The sequence below is a fragment of the Tateyamaria sp. genome (assembly GCF_039945315.1).
Classification (GTDB): Bacteria; Pseudomonadota; Alphaproteobacteria; order Rhodobacterales; family Rhodobacteraceae; genus Tateyamaria.
On record NZ_JBDUXB010000002.1, the window covers coordinates 1 to 23,671 of the forward strand.

Below are 23,671 nucleotides of genomic sequence, written 5' to 3' on the forward strand. Positions count from 1 at the left end.
GCGCTTGATATCTTTGACGATCTTCTCGCCTGGGCTCTTCGTTGTCTTTCTCATCGTCCACTCCTCGGTGGCTACGATGAGCAACAAACACTCTCTTAGCAAATAACCCTATTTGGACCCATAAGCGCTGACGTCAGACACGCATTGGAAAACCAATTCATTTGGCAGTCTCACCAAGGCTGGGCGGGCTCGTCGGTATCTGACGTTAGTATCCGGTTCCTCGCAATACAACTGCCACGGTGCGCCACAGGACGTTCAGATCAGTGACAAATGACATTTCCAGTTCATAGAAGGTGTCATGTTCCGCGCGATCCTGAAAGCCACAGAGGTTGCGGTCGGAGATTTGCCAGAATCCGGTGATCCCCGGGCGAAGGCGATAATAGGACGTGCCGGTATACATCTCTTTTTGAGAGGGCATCATCGGGCGTGGCCCAACAAGAGACATGTCGCCCAGAAGAACATTCAGCAATTGCGGCAACTCATCCATTGAGGTCTTGCGCAGAAGCCAACCGACCCGCGTGATGCGAACATCATTTCTAAGCTTCTGTTTGGATTCCCACTCAGTCTTGGACGCAAGGTTTTCTTCCAGATGCTTTTGCAACAAGGCATCTGCGTCGTGCACCATGGTTCGTATTTTGAAGATGCGGAATGTGCGACCATGTTGTCCGACGCGCAACTGCGTGTAGAACGGATTGTGCCCGTCAAGGGCAACAATCATTGCCATGATGGCGATCAACGGGACGACAATGAAACTGCTGAGCACTACTGCGGCTACGTCCATCCATCTCTTTGAACTTGATTTGTTGTAGTCCGGGCCCAAAGGGAGGAACTTGTAGCGATGAATTATATTGCTATCGACATCAGCGGACGCCGCGGGTGGAACACCCAATTTAACTCCGCTGTCCCGGCAATCAAATGGCATGGTGGTCTCCAAAACATTATCGCTTACTAACGATTTAGATCGCTTTTTATCCAAAATACTGACCAAACTGCGGCAACAATTAGGTGTATGGGCAACCGTTAAACATATCTGCCGCCACCGAGCGGACTGGCTCGATTTGTCCAAGCGGATTGTTGGCACAGGATTGATTTTGTCAGAAGAAACCAGCTTGAGACGGACAAGGCGGTTTCGTTGCTTCGCCTGATGACAAAACGCCCCTAATTCGCAATTTCAAGACCAGCCCAGGAGCCGTTCACCAGACGGTAATGATGTACATTTGTTTCTTGGCGTCGCCTTGGAATGTCTGCTCCTTGCTGCATGAAGGGGACGGCGATGTCAGACATGAAACATCGCGATACTGATGGTGCCGGTTCGGTCCGATGTTCGCGCCTCAGATCCGAAAACGACGTATTGAAGGAATGAAAAACAACCTACGTCGTTGGCACCTCGACGAGATGTTCCTCAAAATCAACGGCGAGTGGCATGGCCTGCATTCAACCGTCGATCACAAGGGCGAAGTCTGTGACAGCGATGCCAAGACGACTCGCAACTGGAAGCCAGCGTGGAAGTACATTGGTGCAGGGTGCGGCCAGAATTCGTGCCGCTGCACTTGCTGAGTTGCGCGGTCGCCACGCAAGTAAATGGACAGTGTCACGGTTCTTGTAGATACTGCTTGAACTGGACTGCCAGAATGCCCTGAGGCGTAACCCGAAAAAAGGACACTAGTCATGAGATACTTGACCGCTTTCATTTCCGCGTTTTGCCTTGTTCTCACGCTTGGATACGCCGATCTGGCACTTGCCAAAGACAAGGGCGGAAAGCCCAAAGGTAACAAAGTTCAGGTAGACGGAAAACCGGGCAAAGGGCCAAAGAAAATCCCACCTGGACAGGTCAAAAAATACACGCGTGGGGCGAAACTCCCTAGTGATCTGAAGTACACGGACATTGGGGATCTGTCGAAGTGGAAACTAAAGGCGCCGGGAAACGGAAATCGTTACATTCGCGTGGATGATGAAATTCTGGAAGTTTCCGAAGACCTTTCAACAGTCGTCGATGCAGTGGGGATCGTCGGAGATTTGCTAAAGTAGTCATAGCTTCCGTGTTTCCCTGAAAGCATGAATTGTCTGAGACAGGTGCAGACCCGACTTTCTATTGACCCAGCCTAAAGATCAGCGGTCTGCTAACGGCCCATGCAATAAAAAGGTGTTTCTGGCGCGCCCGCTACCCAGCCATCCAGATAAACATCACCGTGAATACCGCCAGAACAATCAGGACAAGTGTCGCAACCCGCCCTGACATGGCGGCGTCCGACGGCTTCTTCTTCACCGTTTCGGGCGGCGCGGAATAGGGTTTGGCGCTGTCGGAATCGATGCTCTCTTTTGCACGCCAGTCGGTCTGGTGCTGCCCGTAAGTCCCGATCAGTGTCACTTCCGGGATCGGCGTCAGTGTCATCGCCTTTTGGCCAAAGGCCCGGGAATAGACGACCATCACCCAGCCGTCCAAACTGTTCAGCTTGGCTTGGTCCTTCCCAATCGTTTCCTCTGTGACGTCGTCGCCCTCAACGAGGTATTCGGTTAGCCCGATTTCCTGAATATCGGCCACTTCAAATAAGGCGACATGCGCATTGTCGAGCGGACCATCGGGGCCAAGAAGGGCAAAGGTTTCTTCGACCGTCTTGACGCGCTCGCGGACCTCTTCTGACGGCACGGATAGGGCAAATACCCGCACAAGGCCTTGTTCACTGGCCGGGACGTGGATTTGCGCGCTCATGCAGCGCCCTTGAGCTTGCGTTGATTGCGCGCCAGCAAATCCATCGCGGCCATGCGCACGGCGACTCCCATTTCGACCTGATCCTGAATGACCGAGCGGTTGATATCGTCGGCAAGCTCTCCGTCAATTTCCACGCCGCGGTTCATCGGCCCCGGGTGCATCACGATGGCATCCGGTTTGGCGTGAGACAGTTTTTCAGCATCCAGCCCATAGCGGTGGAAGTATTCGCGTTCCGACGGAATGAACCCGCCATCCATGCGTTCGCGTTGCAGGCGCAGCATCATGACCACGTCGACGTCCGCCAGTCCTTCGGCCATGTCGCCATAGACTTCGACCCCAAACTCTCCGATTCCCGAAGGCATCAGTGTCGGCGGTCCGATCAGTCGGATGCGGTTTTCCATCTTGCCCAACAGCATGATGTTGCTCCGCGCAACGCGCGAATGCGCGATGTCGCCGCAGATCGCGATGCTCAACCGGTGCAACCGCCCCTTGGCTCGCCGAATGGTAAGCGCGTCAAGCAGGGCTTGGGTAGGGTGCTCGTGCCGCCCGTCGCCGGCATTGAGAACGGCACAGTTCACCTTTTGCGCCAGCAGGTCCACAGCGCCCGAGTGTGGGTGGCGCACCACCAGCAGGTCGGGGTGCATGGCGTTCAGTGTCATCGCTGTGTCGATCAGTGTCTCGCCCTTGGCGATGGAACTGGCCTGCATCGCCATATTCATCACATCCGCGCCCAACCGTTTGCCCGCCAGTTCGAAACTGGCCTGCGTGCGCGTCGAATTTTCAAAGAACATGTTGATCTGGGTGAGGCCAGCCAGTGCGTCGCTGTGCTTTTCCGCCGATCGGTTAAGCGTCACGTAGTCCTCGGCAAGGTCCAGAAGGGTCACGATTTCTTCGGGCCGCAGGTGTTCGATGCCCAGAAGGTGGCGGTGAGTAAAGGTCATGGCGGCCCCTGTCGCTGTGCTTGTGAGCTTATATGCACTGAGCGGTGGGCGCGGCAAGCGCGATGGGCCATTCAGCTTTGCCCAAGCAGTCGCTAGTCTGGTCTTATGGATTCGGCGGAGTATCACAGCGCATTGAGCGCCCTGACCTGGCAGATTGAGCTGGGTGTGGATACGTGCATCGCGGATGAACCGATCAATCGGTATGAGGTGCCTGCAAAGGTTGAGAAACCGGCGGCTCCGGTTGCTGCGGCTGCGGTTGTCGCGGCCCCAGTCGGCGAGGTTGACGTCGTCGCCGCAGCCAGCGTTGCGGCCGCGGGTGCGCAGGACCTTGAGGGATTGCGAGCCGCCTTGGAGGCCTTTCCGCATTGCGAGTTAAAGCTGGGCGCGCGCAATCTGGTGTTTTCTGACGGTGCGCCGGGTGCGCGCGTGATGATCGTGGGCGAGGCTCCGGGCCGGGATGAGGATCGCGAGGGGCGTCCGTTTGTGGGCCGGGCCGGGCAGTTGCTCGACAAAATGCTCGCGGCGATTGACCTCAGTCGGGACAGCTCGGTCTACATCACCAACGTCCTGCCATGGCGCCCACCGCAGAACCGAGACCCAAAACCCGAAGAGATTGCGATGATGCAGCCATTTTTGGAGCGGCATATCGCACTGGCCAAACCCGATGTGCTGGTTGTCGTGGGCAATCACGCCTGTCAAGCATTGCTGGGCAAGAGAGGGATCACGCGGTTACGGGGCGAGTGGACCCAGGCGAGTGGTAAACCCGCGCTGCCGATGTTCCACCCTGCTTACTTGTTGCGCAACCCAGCCGCTAAGCGCGATGCGTGGGCAGATTTGCTCAGTCTGAAAGCGAAGCTCAGAGATGGTTGATCAGCTGATGTTACTGGCCTTTATCCCGGCCGGTCTGGCGCTGAACCTGACGCCGGGATCGGATATGATGTTTAGTCTTGGTCAAGGCCTGCGCTCGGGTCCCCGCGCAGCCGTGGCGGCGAGTGCTGGAATATCACTGGGTGCCTTTGTCCATGCGGCTCTGGCAGGGCTGGGTCTTGGCGCGTTGGTTGCAACGGTTCCGGCGGCGTTCGAAATCATTCGCTGGGTCGGCGTTGCATATCTGCTGTGGCTGGCCGTCCAGACGCTGCGCCATTCCGGACAGGCCGGAGATGTTCCCGCATTAAGTGCCGCTTCGGCCTTTCGTGGCGGCCTGATTGTGAACCTGTCCAATCCCAAAGTGATCCTCTTCGTGCTGGCATTTGTGCCACAATTTGTTGATCCTCAGGCAGGATCGGTGCTGGGCCAGTTCCTGATTTTTGGTGCTATGCTGAGCTTTGGGGGATTCATTATCAACAGCGTCGTCGGGATGTTCGCGGGCGGTATGGGCCGCCGCTTTGCCCGCGGCAGCCGGGTGCTAGACTGGATTTGCGCCAGTGTGTTTGGCGCGCTGGCGCTGCGGTTGGCCATATTGGAGCTCGCATGAGCCGTATTGACGAAAGCAAAGATTTCATTGCCATCCGCATAGCTGTGTTGACTGTCAGCGACACGCGCTCGTTGGACGAGGACCGATCGGGGGATGTTCTGGTAGGGCGCCTCACTGAGGCAGGTCATACCCTCGCCGATCGCAAGATCCTTACAGACGAGCGGGCCGAGATCGCTGATCAACTGCGTGCATGGTGCGACGACCCTGAGATCGACGTGATAATCTCAACCGGGGGCACGGGCCTCACCGGGCGGGACGTCACCGTCGAGGCGCACCGCGATATCTATGAAAAGGAAATCGACGCCTTTGGCACCGTGTTTACCATAGTGTCGATGCAAAAGATCGGAACAAGCGCCGTACAAAGCCGCGCGACGGGTGGGGTGTGCAATGGCACCTACCTCTTTGCGTTGCCGGGCAGCCCCGGGGGGTGCAAAGACGCTTGGGATGAAATCCTGTGCAAACAGCTCGATTATCGTCACCGTCCCTGCAACTTTGTGGAAATTTTGCCGCGTCTGGACGAACATCAGCGACGGAAATAGTGCGCGCGTTCGTAACAGCATTGTTGGTTTGGGTGACTGGAAAGCCCATCTAATGTGCTATCTACTTGGTGTGGTCGAAAAAGCAGCGAAAATTCATGCGTTTTATTAGACAAAGTTTGATTGGTTTTGTGCTGGCCGGGGTTACACTCGGGTTGCTGGCTTATGCTGCGCAACTGATTGGATCCGCTGTGCAGGAACGCATGGCGCAAGAGACCAAAGCGCCGCCTGCGCGGGAACGTGTTTTTGCAGTCGGAGTACAGCGCGCCGTTCCCGGTACCGAAACACCACTGCTTGAGACCTTTGGAGAAGTGGAAAGTCGACGCCGTCTGGAATTGCGCGCTGCTGCCTCGGGCCGCATTATTGAACTGGCCAAAGGGTTTGACGACGGCGGTGTGGTCAAGGCTGGTCAGGTGTTGGTTCGGATTGATCCGGCTGACGCAAGAGCGGCGCTAGACCGCGGCAAGGCCGATCTGCTGGATGCCGAAGCCGAAGTGCGCGACGCCGAACGCGGGCTTGCCCTTTCTTTGGACGAAGAGGCGGCAGCACAGGACCAGGCTGATTTGCAGCGCCGTGCCTACCTGCGGCAAGTTGATCTGGCGGATCGCGGCGTCGGGACGGCTGCGGCCGTGGAAACCGCCGAACTGGCGGCGGCCTCAGCGCGCCAGTCGGTTCTGGGCCGTCGTCAAGCGGTCACCATCGCCGAGGCCCGAATTGATCAGGCTCAAACCCGGCTGGCCCGGGCGATGATTGCGCTGGGTGAAGCGGAACGTGTCCTTGATGACACAACCCTGACCGCCCCTTTTGACGGCACACTCAGCGAAACAGATGTGGTGGCAGGACGTCTGGCAACGGCCAACGAAAAGCTGGCCTTGTTGATCGATCCAGCGGCACTTGAGGTCGCGTTTCGAGTTTCCACGGCACAATATGCTCGCCTTTTGGCTGAGAGTGGTCAGGTGATGCCGGCCCCGGTGACAGCAACACTCGAAGTGTCTGGCGTCGACTTGCAGGCCAGCGGCGTAATCACCCGATCCAGTGCGGTATCGGGTGAGATGCAGACTGGGCGTCTTATCTTTGCCCGGCTGGACACAGCACTTGGGTTCAAGCCCGGCGACTTTGTGACGGTGACAGTGCAGGAACCGCCCCTTGAACGCGTCGTACGTTTGCCCGCTTCTGCGGTGGATGCGAATGACACCGTGCTTGTGCTGGGTGAAGAAGACAGGTTGGAGTCGCTTGAGGTGCGCGTGCTGCACCGAGAGGGCGATGATGTGCTGGTGCGCAGTCCTGATCTGGCGGGTCGCGATGTGGTGAAGACCCGGTCGCCTTTGCTGGGCCCAGGTATTTCAGTGCGCCCCCTACGGCCCGAAGCTTCGGTAATGCCGGCTGAGCCGGAGATGCTGGAATTGTCCGAGGAACGCCGCGCCCGTCTGATTGCTTTCGTCGAAGCAAACCAGCGTATGCCGGCCGAGGCCAAGGCCCGCGTGCTGTCCCAATTGGCGGAAGCCCGCGTACCCGCACGCACCGTCGAACGTCTCGAAAGCCGGATGGGGGGCTAGAGCTATGGCGCGCGCGATCCCAAAGGCGGCGGGCGGCATCCTCAGCTATTTTGTGCGGCACCGCACCATTGCGAACTTGCTCTTGTTGATGATGCTGGCGGCGGGCTTTGCGGCAATGCCGAACATGCGTGCACAGTTCTTTCCGGACGTGATCATCGACGATGTCACAGTTTCTGTGTCTTGGGATGGGGCCGGGGCCGAGGATGTGGATGCGGCCATTGTTCAGGTGCTTGAACCCGGTTTGCTTGCAGTTGAGGGGGTTGAGTCCTCATCCTCCACATCCCGCGAAGGATCGGGCTCCATCAAGCTGGAGTTCGAGCCCGGCTGGGACATGGGTCGCGCTGCCGACGATGTGCAGACGGCGGTCGATCAGGTCAACACTTTGCCCGATGATGCCGATGATCCCAACGTGCGCCGGGGGGCATGGCGTGACCGGGTGACGGATGTGGTGATCACGGGGCCGGTAGAAACGCAGCAACTTGGGCTTTTTGCCGATGAGTTGGTCGTGCGTTTGTTCGCGGTCGGAGTCACACGTACCACCATTCGGGGTTTTGCGGCCCCCCAGATTCTGATTGAAGTGCCCTCACTTCAGCTGATCGCCAATGATGTGACTATGGCCGAGATTGCCGCAGCCATCGCCGCCGAGGTCGACACCGATCCCGCAGGTGATGTGACCGGCGCCAATGCCCGTGTGCGCACCGGCACGCAAAAGCGTACGCCGGATGCGATTGGCGGCATAGTACTGCGCTCAAATCCTGACGGGTCCAAACTGCGCATTCGCGACGTGGCTCAGGTGGAACAGTTGGGTGCAAACCGCGAACGCAGCTATTTCGTGGGCGACAACCCGGCCGTTTCGATCCGCGTGGACCGCTCGAACCGGGGCGACGCGATCGAGATGCAGGGACAAGTGCAGGAGGTGGCAGCAGAGTTGCAGGCGACCTTACCTCCGTCTGTCACTGTCGAGTTGATCCGTACCCGGGCCGAGGCCATTTCGGCCCGCCTCAATATCCTGCTCGACAACGCCTATGTGGGGTTAGGGCTGGTGATTGCGCTGCTCTTTTTGTTCCTCAACGCGCGCACCGCGTTCTGGGTGGCGCTGGGCATTCCGGTGGCTCTGATGGCAGCAATTGCCTTAATGTATGCCGGCGGGCTCACGATCAATATGGTGTCGCTTTTTGGGCTGATCATCACGCTTGGGATTGTCGTGGACGACGCTATCGTTGTGGGCGAACATGCTGATCACCGTCACCGCACATACGGCGAGGCGCCCAAAGTTGCCTCCGAGAATGCGGCGCGGCGTATGGCTATGCCTGTCTTTGCCGCCACTTTGACCACTGTGATCGCGTTTTTCGGCCTGATTGCCGTGGGCGGGCGGTTTGGAGATCTGATCCGCGACATCCCGTTCACGGTGATCGCTGTCCTGATCGCATCCCTGATCGAATGTTTTCTCATTCTGCCCCATCACATGGCCCATGCGCTCGAAGGGTCGAACAAAACCACATTCTCGCGTACCCGGCTGAGCATCGCGCTGGCGGCCATTTCGTCGCTGGCGGCCGTGATATCGGGAGCTGTCAGCTTTGTTTTTTGGCCAGGTGTGATGACAGACTGGGGCACGGCACTGCCCTACCTCGCCGCAGGTCCTAGCATCGCAGCAGCCGTTTTCCTTGTCACGCCCCGCACGCGCAAAGCGAAATGGGTCGCGGCCATGGGCCGACGTGGCCTTGATACCCCTTCCGTCATAGTGAACGCAGGTTTCGAATGGATGCGCGAACGCCTGTTCCGACCTTTCATGGCCGGTGTGATTGCGTGCCGCTATGCGGTGGTGGCGGGTGTCTGCGTGATCCTTGCTAGCCAGATTGCGCTGTTCATCCAAGGAGATGTGCAATGGCGATTCTTCAATGCGCCTGAGCGTGGGTCGGTCACCGGCAACTTTGCCATGGTCGAAGGGGCCAGCCGCGAAGATACGCTCACCATGATGCGTGAGATGCAGCGCGCCACCGAAGCCTTGGGCGCCGAATTGGAAGAAATTCATGGGAGCAATCCGATCGACTATGTGATCGCAGAGATTGGCGGCAATGCGGGCCGGGGCCTGTCGGGCACCGGTACCAAGGACAAGGACCTTTTGGGCGGTATTTCGATTGAACTGATTGATGCCGACTTGCGCCCTTATTCCTCTTTCGCCTTTGTTGCGCAGTTGCAGGACGCGGTGATCCACCACCCCCTTGCCGAGACGGTCAGTTTTCGCGGCTGGCGCTCGGGACCCGGGGGTGATGCGCTGGATGTGGAGTTTTTTGGAGCGGATACAGACACGCTCAAGGCGGCTTCTGAAGACTTGAAACGTGCTCTGCTGCAATATCCTGAAGTCAGTGCGGTCGAGGACAACCTGGCCTACGACAAAGAGGAGTTGATCCTAGATCTGACCCCGCAAGGGCAGGCGCTCGGCTTTACCATCGACACGTTGGGGCGCGCCCTGCGGGATCGTCTGAACGGGATCGAGGCGGCGACGTATCCGGACGGACCACGCAGTGCCGAAATCCGCGTGGAATTGCCCGAAGGCGAGTTGACTGCAGATTTTCTGGACCGCACGCAAATGCGCACGCCTGACGGACTTTATGTGCCTTTGGCTGACATCGTCAGCGTTACGAGCCGCACAGGGTTCTCCACGGTAAGGCGTGAAAACGGCATTCGTCTGATCTCTGTCACCGGTGACATTTCCGAAGACAACCCGGCCCGCGCAACAGAGATCAATCAGGCGATGGCGGATGATATCCTGCCCACCATCGCTGCAGAGCGGCAGGTCGAGTACCGACAGGCGGGCCTCAGCGAGCAAGAGGATGAATTCCTGCGCGATTCGATGACTGGTCTTATGCTGGTGTTGCTGGGCATCTACCTTGTACTGGCTTGGGTCTTTTCCAGTTGGACCCGGCCCGTTGTGGTGATGGCGATCATCCCGTTTGGCCTTGTGGGGACCATCTATGGGCATGTGCTGTGGGATATACCGCTGAGTATGTTCACAGTGGTTGGTTTGCTGGGTATGACGGGGATTATCATCAACGATTCCATCGTACTGGTGACCACAATTGACGAATATGCCGAAGAACGTGGGCTGTTCCCGTCCATCATTGACGGGGCTTTGGACCGGCTGCGCCCTGTGATGCTGACAACGCTCACAACAGTGCTTGGGATGACGCCACTGCTCTATGAAACCTCGCAGCAGGCGCAGTTTCTCAAACCGACCATCATCACGCTGGTCTATGGTCTGGGCTTCGGGATGATTCTGGTGCTTCTCGTCGTTCCGGCCCTTGTGGCGATCCAGCATGACGTGGCGCGCCAGATCAAAGCCATGCGGCGTGGGCTGGCATCACCAGCGGCCTCGGTGCGCTGGAGTTTTATGGTTCTGTGGGCATTGGCGCTGGCGTGGTTTGCGAGCACACTGGGTCATGCAATGGCGTTTGGGCAACTCCCGCAGATCGTGCTCGACGTAATCCCCGCGCTGGCCGATCGTGCTGCCATGCCTGCCGCGCTGATGTTGTTCAGTGCGGGTATTCTGGGCCTTGGCGCGTTGGCCTATGTGCTGGGCGCTCTCGGATTTCAGATTGCGCGCAGGCGCGCAGCCTGAGTCACTTAATTTCTTTTTGGATTAACCGGCGGTGCAGCCTTTGACGTCCACGGCATAGTTGCCGCCCAGTATCGTGATCCGGACAGCCGAGCGGTCGATACCGAAGGCGCCACCAGATGTGTGCATCATTTCGCTGACAGCGATCAGTGTGTTGCCTTTGCGTGAGGTGCGTGCCTCGCTGATCCACAGATCCGGCGTGCCGGTTTCAATCACGGCTACTTCTGTGCCGCCGGTGTTGGGCAGGGTCACGTGGGCTTCAATCTCCATACCGTCTTCGAGCGGACGCAGGCGGCAGGTGGCGCTCGCCACGCTGGCCTCTGACGCGCTGTAGGGCACGTCCGCCAAAGCGGCGACGATGGCCGGAGTTGGTGAAGCGTCTGGCGCATCAAGCACTGTGTTAAAGTCGATCTCGTGCGGGATGCACACATCCGCACAAACCCCCAACGCCATTGTCCCTCGCAGGCGCACAGGCTTGCCTGCGCGCGCCGGCGTGATGTGCATTGGAATTACCACCTGTCCCGAATACCCGATCGAGCGCATTCCGTTGTCCACATAAACCGACGGTGTGGGCCATGTAATGGCGACGCCTGCGAGATTGCGCGCTAGACTCCAGTCAAAGCTGGGCGGGATGCCTGCATCGCCGGGACTGCGCCAATAGGTTTTCCATCCCGGTGCAAGTGTGAGGCGCAGAGCAGCCACGCGCCGACCATCCGGCAGGTCCCAGCCTTGCAGCACTTCGGACGTGACAGGGTTGGGATAGGCGTTTTGTGCCTGTGCGGGCAGGGCGGTGAGAGCGGCGGTAAAGGCGGCGGACAGGGCGGTGAGTGTTTTCATGGCCCATACATGCCTACGGGTGCGATGAAATCCAAGTAACGATCCAGTGCGCGCGCCTTTGCCGGTGCCACGGGCGCCTCTTGTGATGCGGCCGCCAGAGCGGCATGTTGGGCCGACAAGACCCGCTGGCATCGGCAGGAGGCCATGATGAGCGACCCTTTCACCCTGGATCTGACAGGCAAACTGCTAGTGGCGATGCCCGGCATGGGCGACCCGCGTTTTGATCGTTCAGTCGTGTTGATCTGTGCCCACTCGCAGGAGGGGCCAATGGGACTGATGATCAACAAACCTGCGCGGGATGTCGATCTGGGCGCGCTCATGACGCAGTTGGATATTGACGCTGGTCCGGCCTTGGGTGGCCTTGCAGTACATATCGGCGGGCCAGTTGAGACTTCGCGTGGCTTTGTGCTGCACAGTACGGAATATCGTTCGCGTCTGCAGACGCTGGAGATTGGGGATGACTTTGGCATGACCGCAACACTGGATGTGCTTGAAGACATTGCAGCCGGCGAGGGGCCTCAGACGTCGCTGGTCATGTTGGGTTATGCTGGGTGGGGGGCTGGTCAGCTTGAGGGCGAGATTGCGCGCAACGGTTGGCTGACCGTCGAGGCAGATGCCAACTTGGTATTTGACCCCAATGATGATGCCAAATGGGCGGCTGCGCTGGGCACGCTTGGTATTGATCCTTTAGGCCTTTCAGGGATTGCCGGGCGCGCCTGAGGTAATCTGATCTGACGGAAACTGCGCCACGTTTTTTGTGAGAAGGCTGTGCCTTTGACGCGGCGCCTCTAACATTAGGTTTCGGTTAGAAGAAACGGATAGAGACCTCAGCGTGGTGCAGCGGCCCGTTTGAGGCGGTCGTTTATGGCGGCGCCCAGTCCTGTGTCGGGAATGGGCGTGACTGCGATGGGCTTGTTCATTGCGTCCAGAGTATGGAGATGCGCAAAAAGATTGGCGGCAGCCTCCGCAAGGTCGCCTGTGGGGGAGAGGTTGAGATCACAGAGGCCGGGGCCGAAGCCGAGCAGGAGTTCGCCTTTTTGCTTGCTTTCTGCATTGAGCCGAAGCGCTGCACGCGGGGCATAGTGCGAGGCGAGTTGCCCTGGCGAAGTGATGTCCGGGCCCGCTTGCGCCAATGAGCCGGTGATCTGTATGATCTTTTCTTGAGGAACGCCGCCCTGGCGCAGCAGTGCCAGCGGCGCGCCTCCGATGATCGTTGATTCAAGCCCAACGATGCAGGTGCCGCCGTCGAGGACAGCATCGATTTTGCCTTGCAGACCCGTCATGACATGTTCGGGAGTTGTCGGACTGATCCGGCCGGACGGGTTAGCGGATGGAGCGGCCACGGGCCCGTCGAACTGTGCCAGCAGTGCGCTTGCTCCGGAGTGGGCGGGCACGCGTAGTGCGACCGTCTGCAGCCCGGCTGTTACCAGCGACGAAAGCCCGTGATTTGGCGCGAGTGGCACCACTATGCTGAGCGGGCCAGGCCAGAATTCCTGAGCGAGAGCGAGAGACTGTTTATCAAATGCGCCGTAGCGCTGCGCCATCTCGAGGTCTGCCACGTGAACGATCAATGGATTGAAGCTGGGTCGCCCCTTGGCTGCATAGACCCGGGCCACAGCCTCTCCATTGCGCGCATCCGCTCCGAGACCGTAGACGGTCTCCGTGGCAAAGGCGACCAGCCCGCCAGCGCTCAAAATTTCGGCAGCCCGGGCTATGCCGGCTGGGTCTGATGCAAGCAGTTGTGTTTCCATGTCACCCGTGACGCCGCGTTTAAGTTGCGCCCGCCCGCGCCTGCCGCAACTATAAAGCCAAAGACGCCCATTTACGCACGCGCCCCGCGCTTGCCAAGCCATTACGACCATTGGAGCCCTCCCAAATGCCCTATCGTGCCCCTGTTGATGACTATTCTTTTCTGTTCGATCACATCGTCGGGCTGGATCAGGTCACTGCGACGGATCGCTTCGCCGAGGCCACGCCTGACGTCACATCCGCAATTCTGACCGAGGCGGGAAAGTTGTGCGAAGAGGTTATGGCCCCCTTACAACGCCCCGGCGATCTGCACCCCGCCCATCTGGAAAACGGGGTTGTGCGGACGTCTCCCGGCTATGCCGACGGATACAAAGCCATTGCAGAAGGTGGCTGGGTCGGGATGGCGGCAGACCCCGAATATGGCGGCATGGGGCTGCCGATGACAGTGACCTCTGCGGTGAACGAGATGATGAGTGCGGCGTGCCTGTCGCTGCAACTTGCACCTCTGATGTCACAGGGACAGATCGAGGCGTTGGAGCATCACGCCAGCGATGCGATCAAGGAATTGTACCTGCCCAAACTGATCTCGGGCGAGTGGTCCGGCACCATGAACCTGACAGAACCGCAAGCAGGGTCAGACGTGGGCGCGTTGACCAGCAAGGCCGAAGATAATGGCGACGGCACTTTCAGCGTGACTGGCCAAAAGATTTACATCTCCTGGGGAGACAACGACTTTACCGACAATGTCTGCCATCTGGTTCTCGCCCGCACACCTGGTGCGCCTGCTGGGACCAAGGGGATCAGCCTGTTCCTTGTGCCCCGCAACCTGCCGGATGATCAGGGCAATGCGGGCGTGGCCAACGCACTCAAGGTTGTCAGCTTAGAGCATAAGATGGGCCTTCACGGCTCGCCCACCTGTGTGATGCAATATGACGGGGCCACCGGGTGGATGGTCGGTGCTGAAGGGGGCGGCATGGCCGCCATGTTCACCATGATGAACAACGCGCGCCTTGGTGTTGGTGGGCAGGGCGTGGGTGTGGCCGAAGGCGCCTACCAGCATGCGCTGGGCTATGCGATGGACCGCAAGCAGGGCAAAACCGATGGCGACACTGGCACAATCATCGACCATGCCGACGTTCGCCGGATGCTAATGACCATGCGCGCCGAGACTTATGCGGCGCGCGGCATCGGTCTCATGTGTGCTGTTGCCATCGATATGACGACGGCCACGGGTGAGCATCGCTGGAAATCCCGCGCAGCCCTTCTGACTCCGATTGCCAAAGCCTTCGGCACCGATATCGGCAACGAGGTCGCCAATATGGGCATTCAGGTCCATGGCGGCATGGGCTTTGTCGAGGAAACGGGGGCTGCGCAATATGCCCGCGATGTACGTGTGACCACCATTTACGAAGGTACCAATGGCATTCAGGCGATGGACCTTGTGGCGCGCAAGATGATGGATGGAGGCGAGGCCGCCAACCTGATCATGGACGAGATCGAAGCAGCGGCCGAAGCTGCACGCGATAGCTTGCCCGAGCTCGCCGAGCCTGTCTGGCAAGCCTGCGAAACCCTGCGTGAAACGACCGAATGGCTCATCAAACAGGACTACCGCGCGCGTTTTTCCGGAGCTGTTCCTTATTTGCGCGCCTTTGCCCGTGTTTTGGGTGGCCATGTCCACCTGATGTCTGCTGTGGCAGACACAGCCGGTGCGCGCCGCAAGGTGGCAGCCTTCTATATTCATCGGTTATTGCCTGAACATTCCTCCCTGCTGGCGCAGACACAGGCGGGGGATCAGGATCTCTACGCCCTGACGCCCGAAGAGTTCGCGGCCTGACGCGGTGGCAGACGGAGCGCCTGCGGGCCTGAGATACCCTTGGGAGACGCCCCCGAAAGGAGACAGCGCCATTGAGGTCGCGCCCGGTGTGCTGTGGATGCGGCTGCCGCTGCCCATGAAGCTTGACCACGTGAACGTTTACGCGCTGGATGATGGTGACAGCTGGACCGTGATCGACACCGGCTTTTCGTCCAACATGACTAAGCGCATCTGGTCCGTGCTGATGAACGGGCCAATTGCAGGCAAGCCGGTGGCCCGCGTAATTGTCACGCATCACCATCCCGACCACGTCGGCCTTGCCGGCTGGTTTCAGGCCGAATTTGACGCCGAACTGATAACCACTCGCACTGCATGGCTGTTTTCCCGCATGCTCAGTCTGGACGTGCAAGCCATTCCAACCCCTGAAACGCTCGCCTTCTGGCGCAGCGCGGGTATGGACGCCGACATCCTTGAAAAACGTACTGCTGAAAGGCCGTTCAACTTCGGAGACGTGGTCGAGGTGATGCCTCTTGGGTTCACCCGTATCCAACAAGGCGACACCATTGAGATGGGCGGGCGCACATGGGATATCCACATCGGCAACGGGCATTCCCCGGAACATGCTACCTTCTGGAGCCGAGACGACAATCTGGTAATCTCCGGGGATCAGATACTGCCCTCGATCAGCCCCAATATCGGGGTCTATGCAACCGAACCCATGGCCGACCCCATCGGCGAATGGCTGGAAGCATGTGAACGGCTGAAACTACTGGCGCGGGACGACCATCTGGTGCTGGGGGGGCACAAACTGCCCTTTACAGGGCTGCCCACGCGGATGCGCCAGTTGATCGACAACCATCATGGGGCGCTGGCGCGGCTTCTCGACTTCATCGACACGCCGAAATCGGCGGCGGAGTGCTTTGCCGCGCTGTTCAAGCGCAGCATCGGTGAGGGCGAATATGGTCTGGCACTGGTTGAAGCCGTCGCCCATCTGAGCCACCTTTACCAGGAAGGGAAGGCCACGCGATCGCGTCGCGAAGACGGGGCCTGGGTCTATCAGCGCAAGGGGTAAGGCTATGGACGACAAGATCAAAACCAGCGCCGAGGCGGCAGAATCAGCGGCCTTGCCGCGCTGCCACGAAGTGCACAGCGACCCCAAGGCACCCAATATCGCCACCAAACGCGTTCCGGACGCGGTGTCAAAGACACCAACCGACAAGAAAAGTCCGGCCCAATGGGCTTACGAACGCATCGTGATGTACCTCAAGAACTTCGAAGAATCGCTCGACAACGAACACGAGGTGGCCATGGGGTTCACCGGTGGGGACGCGGGCGTGCTGCGGATCGAGGGAATGGGGTATTTTGACCCTGATATCGTGACATTCTATGGCAGTGACCCCACGGGGGCCAAAACCCAGCTGATTCAGCATGTCACACAATTGAATGTGATGCTGCGCGCACTGCCCAAGGCGGTAGAACAGGCCGAACCCAATCGAATCGGTTTTCGCCTCGCGCAGGACCTTGAAGAGACGTGATGCGGCAAACTCGCAAGTGACAGCGCGCGCGCGATGCGCTAAAGCGCGAAACAAGGCAAGTGAAAGGGATCAAACATGGCAGAGCATAAGCACGGCGAGATGGACATCAAAGAAAACGAAAAGACCTTTGATGGGTTCATGCAGTGGGTCACATGGAGCGTGATCGTGATCCTTGTGATCATCGTAGGCATGGCCATATTCATCACCTGAGTGATCCAGACAGGGTGGGAGTGATTGTGATGCGTATGTTTGCCGCCCTTGCGATGGTTCTGTTATGCGCGGCCTGTGCGCAACCGCCCGAAATTCCATACGCATCCGACGACCGGGTGAAGCGGTCAGCCTACCGCGCGTCCGGGCCTGACTCGATCACCGTCATAACGGTTGTCAGCAATCGCACCGGAAAGGGCGCGCATACGGCATTGTTGATCAACGGGTCGCAGCGGGTGATATTCGACCCCGCAGGATCCTTTGTAAACGACCGGGTGCCCGAGCAGGACGACGTGCTCTATGGCGTCACGCCCGCAGTGCTTCAGGGCTACAAAAGCGCCCACGCCCGCAGCACTTTCCACGTGGTGAGCCAGACATTGGAAGTGACACCTGAACAGTCAGCAGTTGCACTGCGGCTGGCGATGTCCAACGGAGCAGTGCCACGCGCATTCTGTACCAGCGCGACCACGGGTCTGTTGCGGCAGGTCCCCGGATTTGGTGATATCGAGCAGGTCATGTTCCCAGCCCGGTTGATGGAACAAATCGCTGCGCGTCCCGGTGTGGTCGAAGAAAAGTACTTCGAAGACGACGAGGGCGGTATCGTCGACGGTATCGAAGGTATCGTTCTGCCGGACTGAGGGTTTTCGGCACTTGTGAATTTGCTTCATTCATAAGACACCTCTTCAATGCATCGAACTTAGTATCTGGTCCGCGGGCCATCTGAGTTCAGTTCGGCAAAAGCCATTTTGCCTACCTAGCGAGACTGGCAATTGTGTTTGCGACCAGCGACCCTATCGGGCACGCTGACGCAAAACAGATTTCCGGAAACCCCTTTCCTCAGTTTGAGTGGTGTTTAGAGCGATGACGAATCCAAGCTACGCTGACCCGCTCGATCTGCCTTGCGGCGTGCGCTTAAAAAACCGTTTTGGCAAAAGTGCCATGACCGAAGCGTTTGCAAAAGCGGATGATGCGCCAAACAAAGCGTATCAGATGCTTTATGAACGCTGGTCACGTGGTGGAATGGCACTGAATGTGACTGGCAACGTCATGGTCGACCGTCGTTACCTGGAACGGCCGGGCAATGTGGTGGTCCAGGACGAAAGCGTGCTGCCCGCGCTTCAGGACTGGGCCAACGCAGCAAAATCAGGCGGCAGTCAAATCTGGATGCAAATCAGCCATCCGGGGCGGCAATGCCCGATCGTTGTGAATATGCGGCCCTTGTCACCTTCAACAGAAAATTGCGCATTCTTGGCCTTTTTGGAAAACCAAAGGCGATGACACCAGAGGATATCAAGGATGCCATTCAGCGTTATGCGACGACGGCTTCCTTAGCCAAGAGGGCCGGGTTTGACGGTGTGCAAATCCACGGGGCGCATGGTTACCTCATCAGCCAATTCCTGTCTCCGATCACCAACCAACGCACCGACGAATGGGGCGGGCCGCTTGAAAATCGCGCGAGATTCCTGCGAGCCGTGTATGGCGCGACCCGTGCCGCTGTAGGCGGAGATTTTCCCGTTGCGGTCAAGTTGAACTCTGCGGACTTCCAGAAGGGTGGATTTACGATTCAAGACAGCTGTCAGGTTGCCCAATGGCTCGAAGAAGATGGCATCGATCTGATTGAACTGTCCGGCGGAACTTATGAACAGATGAGCTTTGTCAACGGAACTGAAGCTGAACTGCGCGATAGCACAGCCCAGCGCGAGGCCTATTTTCTGGAATATGCCCGCAAGGTTCGGGATGCGGTCGATATCCCGCTGATGGTCACCGGTGGATTTCGTACCAGCGATGCGATGGAACGTGCAATCACTGAGGACGGGATCGATATGATCGGTCTTGCGCGGCCCTTATGTGTTCAGCCGGACGCCGTGAACGGGTTGCTTGACGGATCGCTCGCCTCGATCGGCATCGAAGAAGACGGTCTGGTCATTGGGCGCGGACGGTTTGGTGTGAACGCAAAAAACTGGTTCGTAAAACTCGTCAACGCGGTCTCCAGAGTCGAGTATTTCGCATGGCAGATGACCCGAATGTCTCGCGGTGATATGCCCCAAACAGACGCGCGGAATAACGCGATCGGGACCTTTCTGTGGTACCTCAACCGGACAACCCTGATGGGCGTGCGCCGAAAGTTTGTGCGCCACTCTTAGGGCCACCTCTTTGCGCGCATCTAGCATAGCGATGGAAGAACGTAAGGCACCTTGCGTCGATAGACATGGAATTGGTCGCTGTCGCGATTGGTGAACCTGCGTTCCTTGCATGTGGAGGCCGCTTGGTAATGTGGCTGGCGTTCGACACTGGCATTCAGCTGGCGCGCCCAAACGCGGCAGACCCCCATCCAATCCTAGAAAACAATGCGCACATCAGCGAGACGCGCCGCCCGCCTGGGCGCATGGCCTGCAAGACAATCATATCCGTTTTAGCGCGCCGCATCTGCCATCACCCCGTTACGTTTGAGAATGCGTTGCAAGGTGCGGCGATGCATGTTGAGCAGGCGCGCGGCCAAAGAAACGTTGTGACCGGCTTCCTGAAACACCGCTTCGATGTGTTGCAGCCGGGCGTTTTCAGGCGTCACAGGGTTTTCTGGCGCCGGGGGCGTTTGATCGGACGGGGTCAGCAGGACATCGACAATTTCATCCGCCGTTGCTGGCTTTGACAGGTAATCAACGGCACCAATGCGGGCTGCGGCCACGGCTGTTGGGATATCGCCATATCCCGTCAGTATCATGGCGCGCGCCGTCGGGTTGGCGCTCTCCAACGCTTTGACAACATCAAGGCCACTGCCATCCTGCAAACGCAGATCGACGATCGCGAAACTGGGGGCGTCCTCGGATATGGCGCCAAGCCCACCTGCGACGCTCGACGCTGTGTGCACCTCGAAACCGCGCTTTTCCATGGCCACTGCCAAGCGGGCACGCAGGGCATCGTCATCTTCAACGATCAGCATTGTTTTTTCGTCTGTTGCCATCATCATCATTACTCCTTTGCAAAAGGTACGACAGGCGGGCGTCGCTGGATTTGCATCGCGTCAATCCGTCGCGAGGGGGGGATGACCGACGCACAGTCCTACCCGTCCTGTCCACGCACCTAGTGGGGCGTTCGCCACATATCCCGGCGACGCCTGTCTTTGCTCAGGTGGGCCACGACCGCTTGCCTTTTTGCGCTCTCGGCACAGGTTGGCGGTGATGAACGAGCGTGCGCAACCCTCTCGCCCCCTGCCGGTGCCATCCGGACGCCTGAACCGCTTTACACGGCTGGGGACCATGACAGCAGGGATCGCTGGAAATATGGCGATCCAAGCTCTGAGCGAAGTCGGTCGCGGCACCCGTCCTGAGATGCGCAGCCTGTTGATGACCCCGGCCAATATGCGCCGGATGGCCGATCAACTGGCCCGAATGCGCGGGGCGGCGATGAAAGTGGGCCAGCTTATTTCGATGGATGCGGGCGACGTGCTGCCGCCTGAGCTCGCCGATATCATGGCGCGCCTGCGCGATCAGGCGCACTTTATGCCGCCGCGCCAACTCAAACAGGTGCTAAATATGAACTGGGGGGGCGACTGGCTGCGCGCGTTCAAGCGTTTTGATGTTCACCCGATTGCGGCGGCCAGCATCGGACAGGTGCACCGGGCCCTTTTGCGCGATGGGCGGGATGTGGCAATCAAGGTGCAGTACCCCGGAATTGCGCGCAGCATCGACAGTGATGTCGCCAACGTCGCAGGCCTGATCCGAATGTCCGGCTTGCTGCCAAAAGGGTTCGACTTCGCGCCCTATATCGAAGAGGCACGCACCCAGTTGCATGAAGAGACGGATTATGTCCGCGAGGGTGCACACTTAACGCACTTTGCCAGACTTCTGGCAGGCGATGATGATTTCCAAGTGCCAGCCCTCCAACCGGATTGGAGCACAGGTGACATCCTGACCATGTCATATGTGCAGGGCAGTCCGATTGAGGCGGCCATCCAAAAGCCCCAAGTTGAGCGCAACCGCATTGCCAGCGTGCTGATCGACCTGACACTGCGTGAACTCTTTGAATTCGGCGTCACGCAAAGCGATCCCAACTTTGCCAACTACCGTTACAACCCGGACACAGGCAAAATCATCCTTCTCGATTTTGGGGCCACCCGGTATCTGGATCCGGCCCTGACCAAGACCTACCGCGACCTGATGCGGGCTGGTCTCGCGGCGGACACCGCGGGGCTGCGCACGGCGGCCATCCGGATGCAGTTCATTGACGGCGACGGCCCGTTTGATGTGCGTATCCTGTCCATGATCGAAGCCGTGTTCGCAGCTCTTCGCAGCGACGGGCCATTTGACTTTTCTGACCGATCCCTGTCCAACCAACTGGCGCGAGAAGGCAAAGCCCTGGCCCAAGCGGGATATGTCCCGCCGCCCTTGCCAATGGACAGTCTGTATCTGCAGCGCAAGTTTGGCGGTATGTTTTTGCTGGCGGATCGCCTTGGAGCGTCTGTTCCGGTCCGAGAACAGCTTGTGCGGTATCTCGATTAGACCGGTGTGCGTCAAAGAGGCCCATGAGCGTTTAGAAATGCTACGCGGTCCTCTAACCAAGTCTGAAAATAGGCAATTCTGTCTTCGTAACCTGTTTGTTTTTGTGACCGAGCGGCGTCTTGGCACGGAACAGCGTTGATCACCCCAGCACGTATACCAGCAAAAACAATGTAGCTGCACCCGCCCCAATGGCGGCAAAAACATTGCGGGTCCAGATGCCCACGCCTAGCGTGACCACCGCCGCGCCCAAACGGGTCGGATCAGTGGTACCACCCTCGCCGGAATAGACCACCAGCGGGGCCACAAGGGCCGGAAGGATCGCCACAGCCGTATAGCGCAGGTGCCGCACCAGCCACGCCGGCAGTGGCCTGTCCCCGACAAACCCAAGGAAGGCAAAGCGGAGCAGAAAGCTGCCGATACCAAGGCCAAAGATCACGATCCAGAGGGTATCCTTGTCCATCATTGGGGATCCTCATCTACGGGCAGCATCGGATCGGCGCGCAGCCAAACCTCAGCCTGCGCGCCCGCCATCATGCCCGCCATGCCCGCTACGATCAGACCAAGCGAGTAAGGTATGGACACGGCCAGCAGCGCCACCACCACCGCCACTCCTGCCGCGATCAGATGAGGCAAGGTGCGCATCATCGGAGCCACCATCGATAGGAATGCAATCGGCAGGGCAAAATCGATCGGCAGGCCGACGGGCAGCGCTGTGCCAATGGCTGCACCCGCATAGCTGCACCCGAACCACACGATCAGCACCAAGAGGCAAGTCCCGAAATAATAAGCCATCCGTTGAGGTATACTCATCGATGCGTCTGCCTCGAACTTGGCATGGCTGAGCGCATAACTTTGATCCACCAGCAGGTACGCAGCGAACGCCCTTTGCCAGAGCGGGGCGCGTCCCAGATACGGGGTCAGAGCCGCCGAATACATCGCCACCCGCAGGTTTACCGCAAGCGCCGAGAGCAGCACGATCACTGTCGGCGCTTCGTCCTGCATCAGTTGCAACGCAGTGAACTGGGCCGCCCCAGCGATCACCACGACCGAGAAACTGATTACCTCGAATATGCTCAACCCCGCCTCGGTTGCGATCACCCCGAACAGCAGCGCAAAGGGTCCAGCCACAAAGATGAACGGAGCGCCGTCGCGCACGCCCGCCCAAAAGGCGGATTTGGTGGTGGTGAAGAGCATGAAGGGGCCTTAGGTTGGTCTGAAACAAGGCTTAGCTGTCCGGCAGGGGGGATGCAATTGGCGCGCGAATATGACACCACCGACTATCTGATTGCGCCTAATCCGCAGGCAGCGCGATTGACCCGTCGCGTGGTCGGCCACGATCACACAGGGGCTGCCACCGAAATTGCGGTGATCGAGGAACGTCCGCTTACAATTTTCCTTAATGGCCAAGAGATTGTCACTGCCATGACTATTGGCGACTACCCCGACTATCTGGCTCTTGGGTTCTTGCGCAATCAGGGGATGCTGGCTGCCGACGAAAAGGTCACAGGCGTTGATTACGATGACGAGTTAGAGACGGTTGTGGTGCGCACTGCGACGCCCACCAATCATGAAGAAAAGCTGAAAAAGAAAACCCGCACGAGCGGCTGTGCCGTCGGCACGGTGTTTGGCGACATGATGGAGGGGCTGGACGGGTTGACCTTGCCTGCCACGCCATTGCGCACCTCCGACCTTTATGCACTGGCGGCCCGGATCAATCGCACGCCTTCTTTGTATCTGGAGGCGGGGGCGATCCACGGCACGGTGCTGTGTCATGGGGACCAGCCCTTGGTCTACATGGAGGATGTGGGCCGTCACAATGCGGTCGATAAGATCGCGGGTTGGATGATGGCGACGGGAACGGCAGCTGATGACAAGGTGCTGTATACCACCGGTCGCCTGACGTCCGAGATGGTGATCAAGACGGCGATGATGGGGATCCCGGCGTTGGCGTCCCGCTCGGGCTTTACCGCTTGGGGGGTTGAGATCGCGCGAGAGGTGGGGCTGACGCTGATTGGGCGGATGCGCGGACAACGCTTTGTCTGTCTGAGTGGAGAAGAACGGCTTGTGCGGGATGCGGACCCGGATGCTGTGCCCCAAGAGGCGTCAAGGCAACGGCGCAAGGGGGCGAAGGCGTGACTGTACAGAGAGGCGGCGCTTTCATTAGGAAAAACGGCCGAGAGTACACGTATTCTTCTGCC

At 58.8% G+C, this 23,671-nt stretch carries 25 protein-coding genes; 17 read left to right on the forward strand and 8 right to left on the reverse strand.

Features of this window, described 5'->3' with window-relative positions:
- Positions 1-205 precede the first annotated feature (205 nt).
- Positions 206-781, reverse strand: a complete 576-nt coding sequence (locus tag ABJD00_RS00285; RefSeq protein WP_413829747.1) for a sugar transferase — start codon at positions 779-781, stop codon at positions 206-208.
- A gap of 578 nt (positions 782-1,359) precedes the next feature.
- Here ABJD00_RS00285 and ABJD00_RS00290 point away from each other — a divergent pair.
- The gene (locus tag ABJD00_RS00290) at positions 1,360-1,557 is read left to right on the forward strand and encodes a DDE-type integrase/transposase/recombinase (RefSeq protein ID WP_413829749.1); all 198 of its coding nucleotides are present in this window, start codon (positions 1,360-1,362) and stop codon (positions 1,555-1,557) included.
- 111 nt (positions 1,558-1,668) lie between these two features.
- Positions 1,669-2,028, forward strand: coding sequence for a hypothetical protein (locus tag ABJD00_RS00295; RefSeq protein ID WP_413829751.1), 360 nt, complete (start codon positions 1,669-1,671; stop codon positions 2,026-2,028).
- Between the two features lie 133 nt (positions 2,029-2,161).
- On the opposite strand, the gene ABJD00_RS00300 is transcribed toward ABJD00_RS00295, so the two are convergent.
- Both ABJD00_RS00300 and ABJD00_RS00305 read right to left on the reverse strand, forming a co-directional pair.
- Positions 2,162-2,710, reverse strand: a complete 549-nt coding sequence (locus ABJD00_RS00300; RefSeq protein ID WP_413829753.1) for a hypothetical protein — start codon at positions 2,708-2,710, stop codon at positions 2,162-2,164.
- Positions 2,707-3,651 (reverse strand): aspartate carbamoyltransferase catalytic subunit, encoded by a 945-nt coding sequence (locus tag ABJD00_RS00305; protein WP_413829755.1) that lies wholly within the window; start codon positions 3,649-3,651, stop codon positions 2,707-2,709. Before ABJD00_RS00305 ends, ABJD00_RS00300 begins: the two co-directional genes overlap by 4 nt.
- Positions 3,652-3,756: 105 nt before the next feature.
- On the opposite strand from ABJD00_RS00305, the gene ABJD00_RS00310 reads away from it, so the two are divergent.
- The 5 genes from ABJD00_RS00310 (at position 3,757) to ABJD00_RS00330 (ending at position 10,836) form a co-directional block, all read left to right on the forward strand.
- Positions 3,757-4,521 carry a uracil-DNA glycosylase gene (locus tag ABJD00_RS00310; RefSeq protein ID WP_413829757.1) on the forward strand — a complete coding sequence of 255 codons (765 nt, stop codon included), beginning with the start codon at positions 3,757-3,759 and terminating at the stop codon, positions 4,519-4,521.
- Entirely contained in the window at positions 4,514-5,125 is a 612-nt protein-coding gene (locus tag ABJD00_RS00315) for a LysE family translocator (RefSeq protein ID WP_413829759.1), read from the forward strand. Before ABJD00_RS00310 ends, ABJD00_RS00315 begins: the two co-directional genes overlap by 8 nt.
- Complete coding sequence (gene moaB, locus ABJD00_RS00320; RefSeq protein ID WP_413829761.1) at positions 5,122-5,664, forward strand: molybdenum cofactor biosynthesis protein B; 543 nt, start codon at positions 5,122-5,124, stop codon at positions 5,662-5,664. Before ABJD00_RS00315 ends, moaB begins: the two co-directional genes overlap by 4 nt.
- Positions 5,665-5,759: 95 nt before the next feature.
- Entirely contained in the window at positions 5,760-7,217 is a 1,458-nt protein-coding gene (locus ABJD00_RS00325; protein ID WP_413829763.1) for an efflux RND transporter periplasmic adaptor subunit, read from the forward strand.
- 4 nt (positions 7,218-7,221) lie between these two features.
- Positions 7,222-10,836 carry an efflux RND transporter permease subunit gene (locus ABJD00_RS00330; protein ID WP_413829765.1) on the forward strand — a complete coding sequence of 1,205 codons (3,615 nt, stop codon included), beginning with the start codon at positions 7,222-7,224 and terminating at the stop codon, positions 10,834-10,836.
- Positions 10,837-10,857: 21 nt separating this feature from the next.
- Here ABJD00_RS00330 and ABJD00_RS00335 read toward each other — a convergent pair whose 3' ends face one another.
- Complete coding sequence (locus tag ABJD00_RS00335) at positions 10,858-11,670, reverse strand: protein-disulfide reductase DsbD domain-containing protein (protein WP_413829767.1); 813 nt, start codon at positions 11,668-11,670, stop codon at positions 10,858-10,860.
- A gap of 144 nt (positions 11,671-11,814) precedes the next feature.
- Between ABJD00_RS00335 and ABJD00_RS00340 the strand changes: the two genes are divergently transcribed.
- Positions 11,815-12,390: a YqgE/AlgH family protein gene (locus tag ABJD00_RS00340; RefSeq protein ID WP_413829769.1), complete on the forward strand. Its 576-nt coding sequence runs from the start codon at positions 11,815-11,817 to the stop codon at positions 12,388-12,390.
- 107 nt (positions 12,391-12,497) lie between these two features.
- On the opposite strand, the gene ABJD00_RS00345 is transcribed toward ABJD00_RS00340, so the two are convergent.
- The gene (locus ABJD00_RS00345; protein ID WP_413829771.1) at positions 12,498-13,421 is read right to left on the reverse strand and encodes an L-threonylcarbamoyladenylate synthase; all 924 of its coding nucleotides are present in this window, start codon (positions 13,419-13,421) and stop codon (positions 12,498-12,500) included.
- Between the two features lie 125 nt (positions 13,422-13,546).
- Between ABJD00_RS00345 and ABJD00_RS00350 the strand changes: the two genes are divergently transcribed.
- The 7 genes from ABJD00_RS00350 to ABJD00_RS00380 all read left to right on the forward strand — a co-directional run bounded on the left by ABJD00_RS00350 (position 13,547) and on the right by ABJD00_RS00380 (position 19,118).
- Positions 13,547-15,253: an acyl-CoA dehydrogenase gene (locus tag ABJD00_RS00350; RefSeq protein WP_413829773.1), complete on the forward strand. Its 1,707-nt coding sequence runs from the start codon at positions 13,547-13,549 to the stop codon at positions 15,251-15,253.
- A gap of 4 nt (positions 15,254-15,257) precedes the next feature.
- Positions 15,258-16,304, forward strand: a complete 1,047-nt coding sequence (locus ABJD00_RS00355) for an MBL fold metallo-hydrolase (RefSeq protein ID WP_413829775.1) — start codon at positions 15,258-15,260, stop codon at positions 16,302-16,304.
- Between the two features lie 4 nt (positions 16,305-16,308).
- Positions 16,309-16,767, forward strand: coding sequence for a DUF6173 family protein (locus ABJD00_RS00360; RefSeq protein ID WP_413829777.1), 459 nt, complete (start codon positions 16,309-16,311; stop codon positions 16,765-16,767).
- Positions 16,768-16,842: 75 nt separating this feature from the next.
- Entirely contained in the window at positions 16,843-16,977 is a 135-nt protein-coding gene (locus tag ABJD00_RS00365) for an aa3-type cytochrome c oxidase subunit IV (RefSeq protein WP_108835572.1), read from the forward strand.
- A 29-nt stretch (positions 16,978-17,006) separates the two neighbouring features.
- Positions 17,007-17,612 carry a hypothetical protein gene (locus tag ABJD00_RS00370; RefSeq protein WP_413829779.1) on the forward strand — a complete coding sequence of 202 codons (606 nt, stop codon included), beginning with the start codon at positions 17,007-17,009 and terminating at the stop codon, positions 17,610-17,612.
- Positions 17,613-17,835: 223 nt separating this feature from the next.
- The gene (locus ABJD00_RS00375) at positions 17,836-18,252 is read left to right on the forward strand and encodes a hypothetical protein (RefSeq protein ID WP_413829781.1); all 417 of its coding nucleotides are present in this window, start codon (positions 17,836-17,838) and stop codon (positions 18,250-18,252) included.
- The gene (locus ABJD00_RS00380; RefSeq protein WP_413853664.1) at positions 18,165-19,118 is read left to right on the forward strand and encodes a hypothetical protein; all 954 of its coding nucleotides are present in this window, start codon (positions 18,165-18,167) and stop codon (positions 19,116-19,118) included. The genes ABJD00_RS00375 and ABJD00_RS00380 overlap by 88 nt, the downstream gene beginning before the upstream one ends.
- A 269-nt stretch (positions 19,119-19,387) precedes the next feature.
- Here ABJD00_RS00380 and ABJD00_RS00385 read toward each other — a convergent pair whose 3' ends face one another.
- A complete protein-coding gene (locus ABJD00_RS00385; protein WP_413829785.1) occupies positions 19,388-19,942 on the reverse strand; it encodes a response regulator transcription factor in 555 nt (184 codons plus the stop codon).
- A gap of 211 nt (positions 19,943-20,153) precedes the next feature.
- On the opposite strand from ABJD00_RS00385, the gene ABJD00_RS00390 reads away from it, so the two are divergent.
- A complete protein-coding gene (locus ABJD00_RS00390) occupies positions 20,154-21,473 on the forward strand; it encodes an ABC1 kinase family protein (RefSeq protein ID WP_413829787.1) in 1,320 nt (439 codons plus the stop codon).
- Between the two features lie 139 nt (positions 21,474-21,612).
- On the opposite strand, the gene ABJD00_RS00395 is transcribed toward ABJD00_RS00390, so the two are convergent.
- Positions 21,613-21,936, reverse strand: coding sequence for an AzlD domain-containing protein (locus ABJD00_RS00395; protein ID WP_413829789.1), 324 nt, complete (start codon positions 21,934-21,936; stop codon positions 21,613-21,615).
- Positions 21,933-22,667, reverse strand: coding sequence for an AzlC family ABC transporter permease (locus ABJD00_RS00400; protein WP_413829791.1), 735 nt, complete (start codon positions 22,665-22,667; stop codon positions 21,933-21,935). The genes ABJD00_RS00395 and ABJD00_RS00400 overlap by 4 nt, the downstream gene beginning before the upstream one ends.
- Positions 22,668-22,718: 51 nt before the next feature.
- Between ABJD00_RS00400 and ABJD00_RS00405 the strand changes: the two genes are divergently transcribed.
- Positions 22,719-23,609, forward strand: coding sequence for a formate dehydrogenase accessory sulfurtransferase FdhD (locus tag ABJD00_RS00405; RefSeq protein ID WP_413829793.1), 891 nt, complete (start codon positions 22,719-22,721; stop codon positions 23,607-23,609).
- Positions 23,610-23,671: the final 62 nt, after the last annotated feature.

Bases quoted from the DNA above. Each gene is read 5' to 3' on its own strand.
- ABJD00_RS00285 (WP_413829747.1), bottom strand. From the start codon at position 781: ATGGACGTAGCCGCAGTAGTGCTCAGCAGTTTCATTGTCGTCCCGTTG.
- ABJD00_RS00290 (WP_413829749.1), top strand. From the start codon at position 1,360: ATGAAAAACAACCTACGTCGTTGGCACCTCGACGAGATGTTCCTCAAA.
- ABJD00_RS00295 (WP_413829751.1), top strand. From the start codon at position 1,669: ATGAGATACTTGACCGCTTTCATTTCCGCGTTTTGCCTTGTTCTCACG.
- ABJD00_RS00300 (WP_413829753.1), bottom strand. From the start codon at position 2,710: ATGAGCGCGCAAATCCACGTCCCGGCCAGTGAACAAGGCCTTGTGCGG.
- ABJD00_RS00305 (WP_413829755.1), bottom strand. From the start codon at position 3,651: ATGACCTTTACTCACCGCCACCTTCTGGGCATCGAACACCTGCGGCCC.
- ABJD00_RS00310 (WP_413829757.1), top strand. From the start codon at position 3,757: ATGGATTCGGCGGAGTATCACAGCGCATTGAGCGCCCTGACCTGGCAG.
- ABJD00_RS00315 (WP_413829759.1), top strand. From the start codon at position 4,514: ATGGTTGATCAGCTGATGTTACTGGCCTTTATCCCGGCCGGTCTGGCG.
- moaB (WP_413829761.1), top strand. From the start codon at position 5,122: ATGAGCCGTATTGACGAAAGCAAAGATTTCATTGCCATCCGCATAGCT.
- ABJD00_RS00325 (WP_413829763.1), top strand. From the start codon at position 5,760: ATGCGTTTTATTAGACAAAGTTTGATTGGTTTTGTGCTGGCCGGGGTT.
- ABJD00_RS00330 (WP_413829765.1), top strand. From the start codon at position 7,222: ATGGCGCGCGCGATCCCAAAGGCGGCGGGCGGCATCCTCAGCTATTTT.
- ABJD00_RS00335 (WP_413829767.1), bottom strand. From the start codon at position 11,670: ATGAAAACACTCACCGCCCTGTCCGCCGCCTTTACCGCCGCTCTCACC.
- ABJD00_RS00340 (WP_413829769.1), top strand. From the start codon at position 11,815: ATGATGAGCGACCCTTTCACCCTGGATCTGACAGGCAAACTGCTAGTG.
- ABJD00_RS00345 (WP_413829771.1), bottom strand. From the start codon at position 13,421: ATGGAAACACAACTGCTTGCATCAGACCCAGCCGGCATAGCCCGGGCT.
- ABJD00_RS00350 (WP_413829773.1), top strand. From the start codon at position 13,547: ATGCCCTATCGTGCCCCTGTTGATGACTATTCTTTTCTGTTCGATCAC.
- ABJD00_RS00360 (WP_413829777.1), top strand. From the start codon at position 16,309: ATGGACGACAAGATCAAAACCAGCGCCGAGGCGGCAGAATCAGCGGCC.
- ABJD00_RS00365 (WP_108835572.1), top strand. From the start codon at position 16,843: ATGGCAGAGCATAAGCACGGCGAGATGGACATCAAAGAAAACGAAAAG.
- ABJD00_RS00370 (WP_413829779.1), top strand. From the start codon at position 17,007: ATGCGTATGTTTGCCGCCCTTGCGATGGTTCTGTTATGCGCGGCCTGT.
- ABJD00_RS00375 (WP_413829781.1), top strand. From the start codon at position 17,836: ATGACGAATCCAAGCTACGCTGACCCGCTCGATCTGCCTTGCGGCGTG.
- ABJD00_RS00380 (WP_413853664.1), top strand. From the start codon at position 18,165: ATGCCCGATCGTTGTGAATATGCGGCCCTTGTCACCTTCAACAGAAAA.
- ABJD00_RS00385 (WP_413829785.1), bottom strand. From the start codon at position 19,942: ATGATGATGGCAACAGACGAAAAAACAATGCTGATCGTTGAAGATGAC.
- ABJD00_RS00390 (WP_413829787.1), top strand. From the start codon at position 20,154: ATGAACGAGCGTGCGCAACCCTCTCGCCCCCTGCCGGTGCCATCCGGA.
- ABJD00_RS00395 (WP_413829789.1), bottom strand. From the start codon at position 21,936: ATGATGGACAAGGATACCCTCTGGATCGTGATCTTTGGCCTTGGTATC.
- ABJD00_RS00400 (WP_413829791.1), bottom strand. From the start codon at position 22,667: ATGCTCTTCACCACCACCAAATCCGCCTTTTGGGCGGGCGTGCGCGAC.
- ABJD00_RS00405 (WP_413829793.1), top strand. From the start codon at position 22,719: ATGCAATTGGCGCGCGAATATGACACCACCGACTATCTGATTGCGCCT.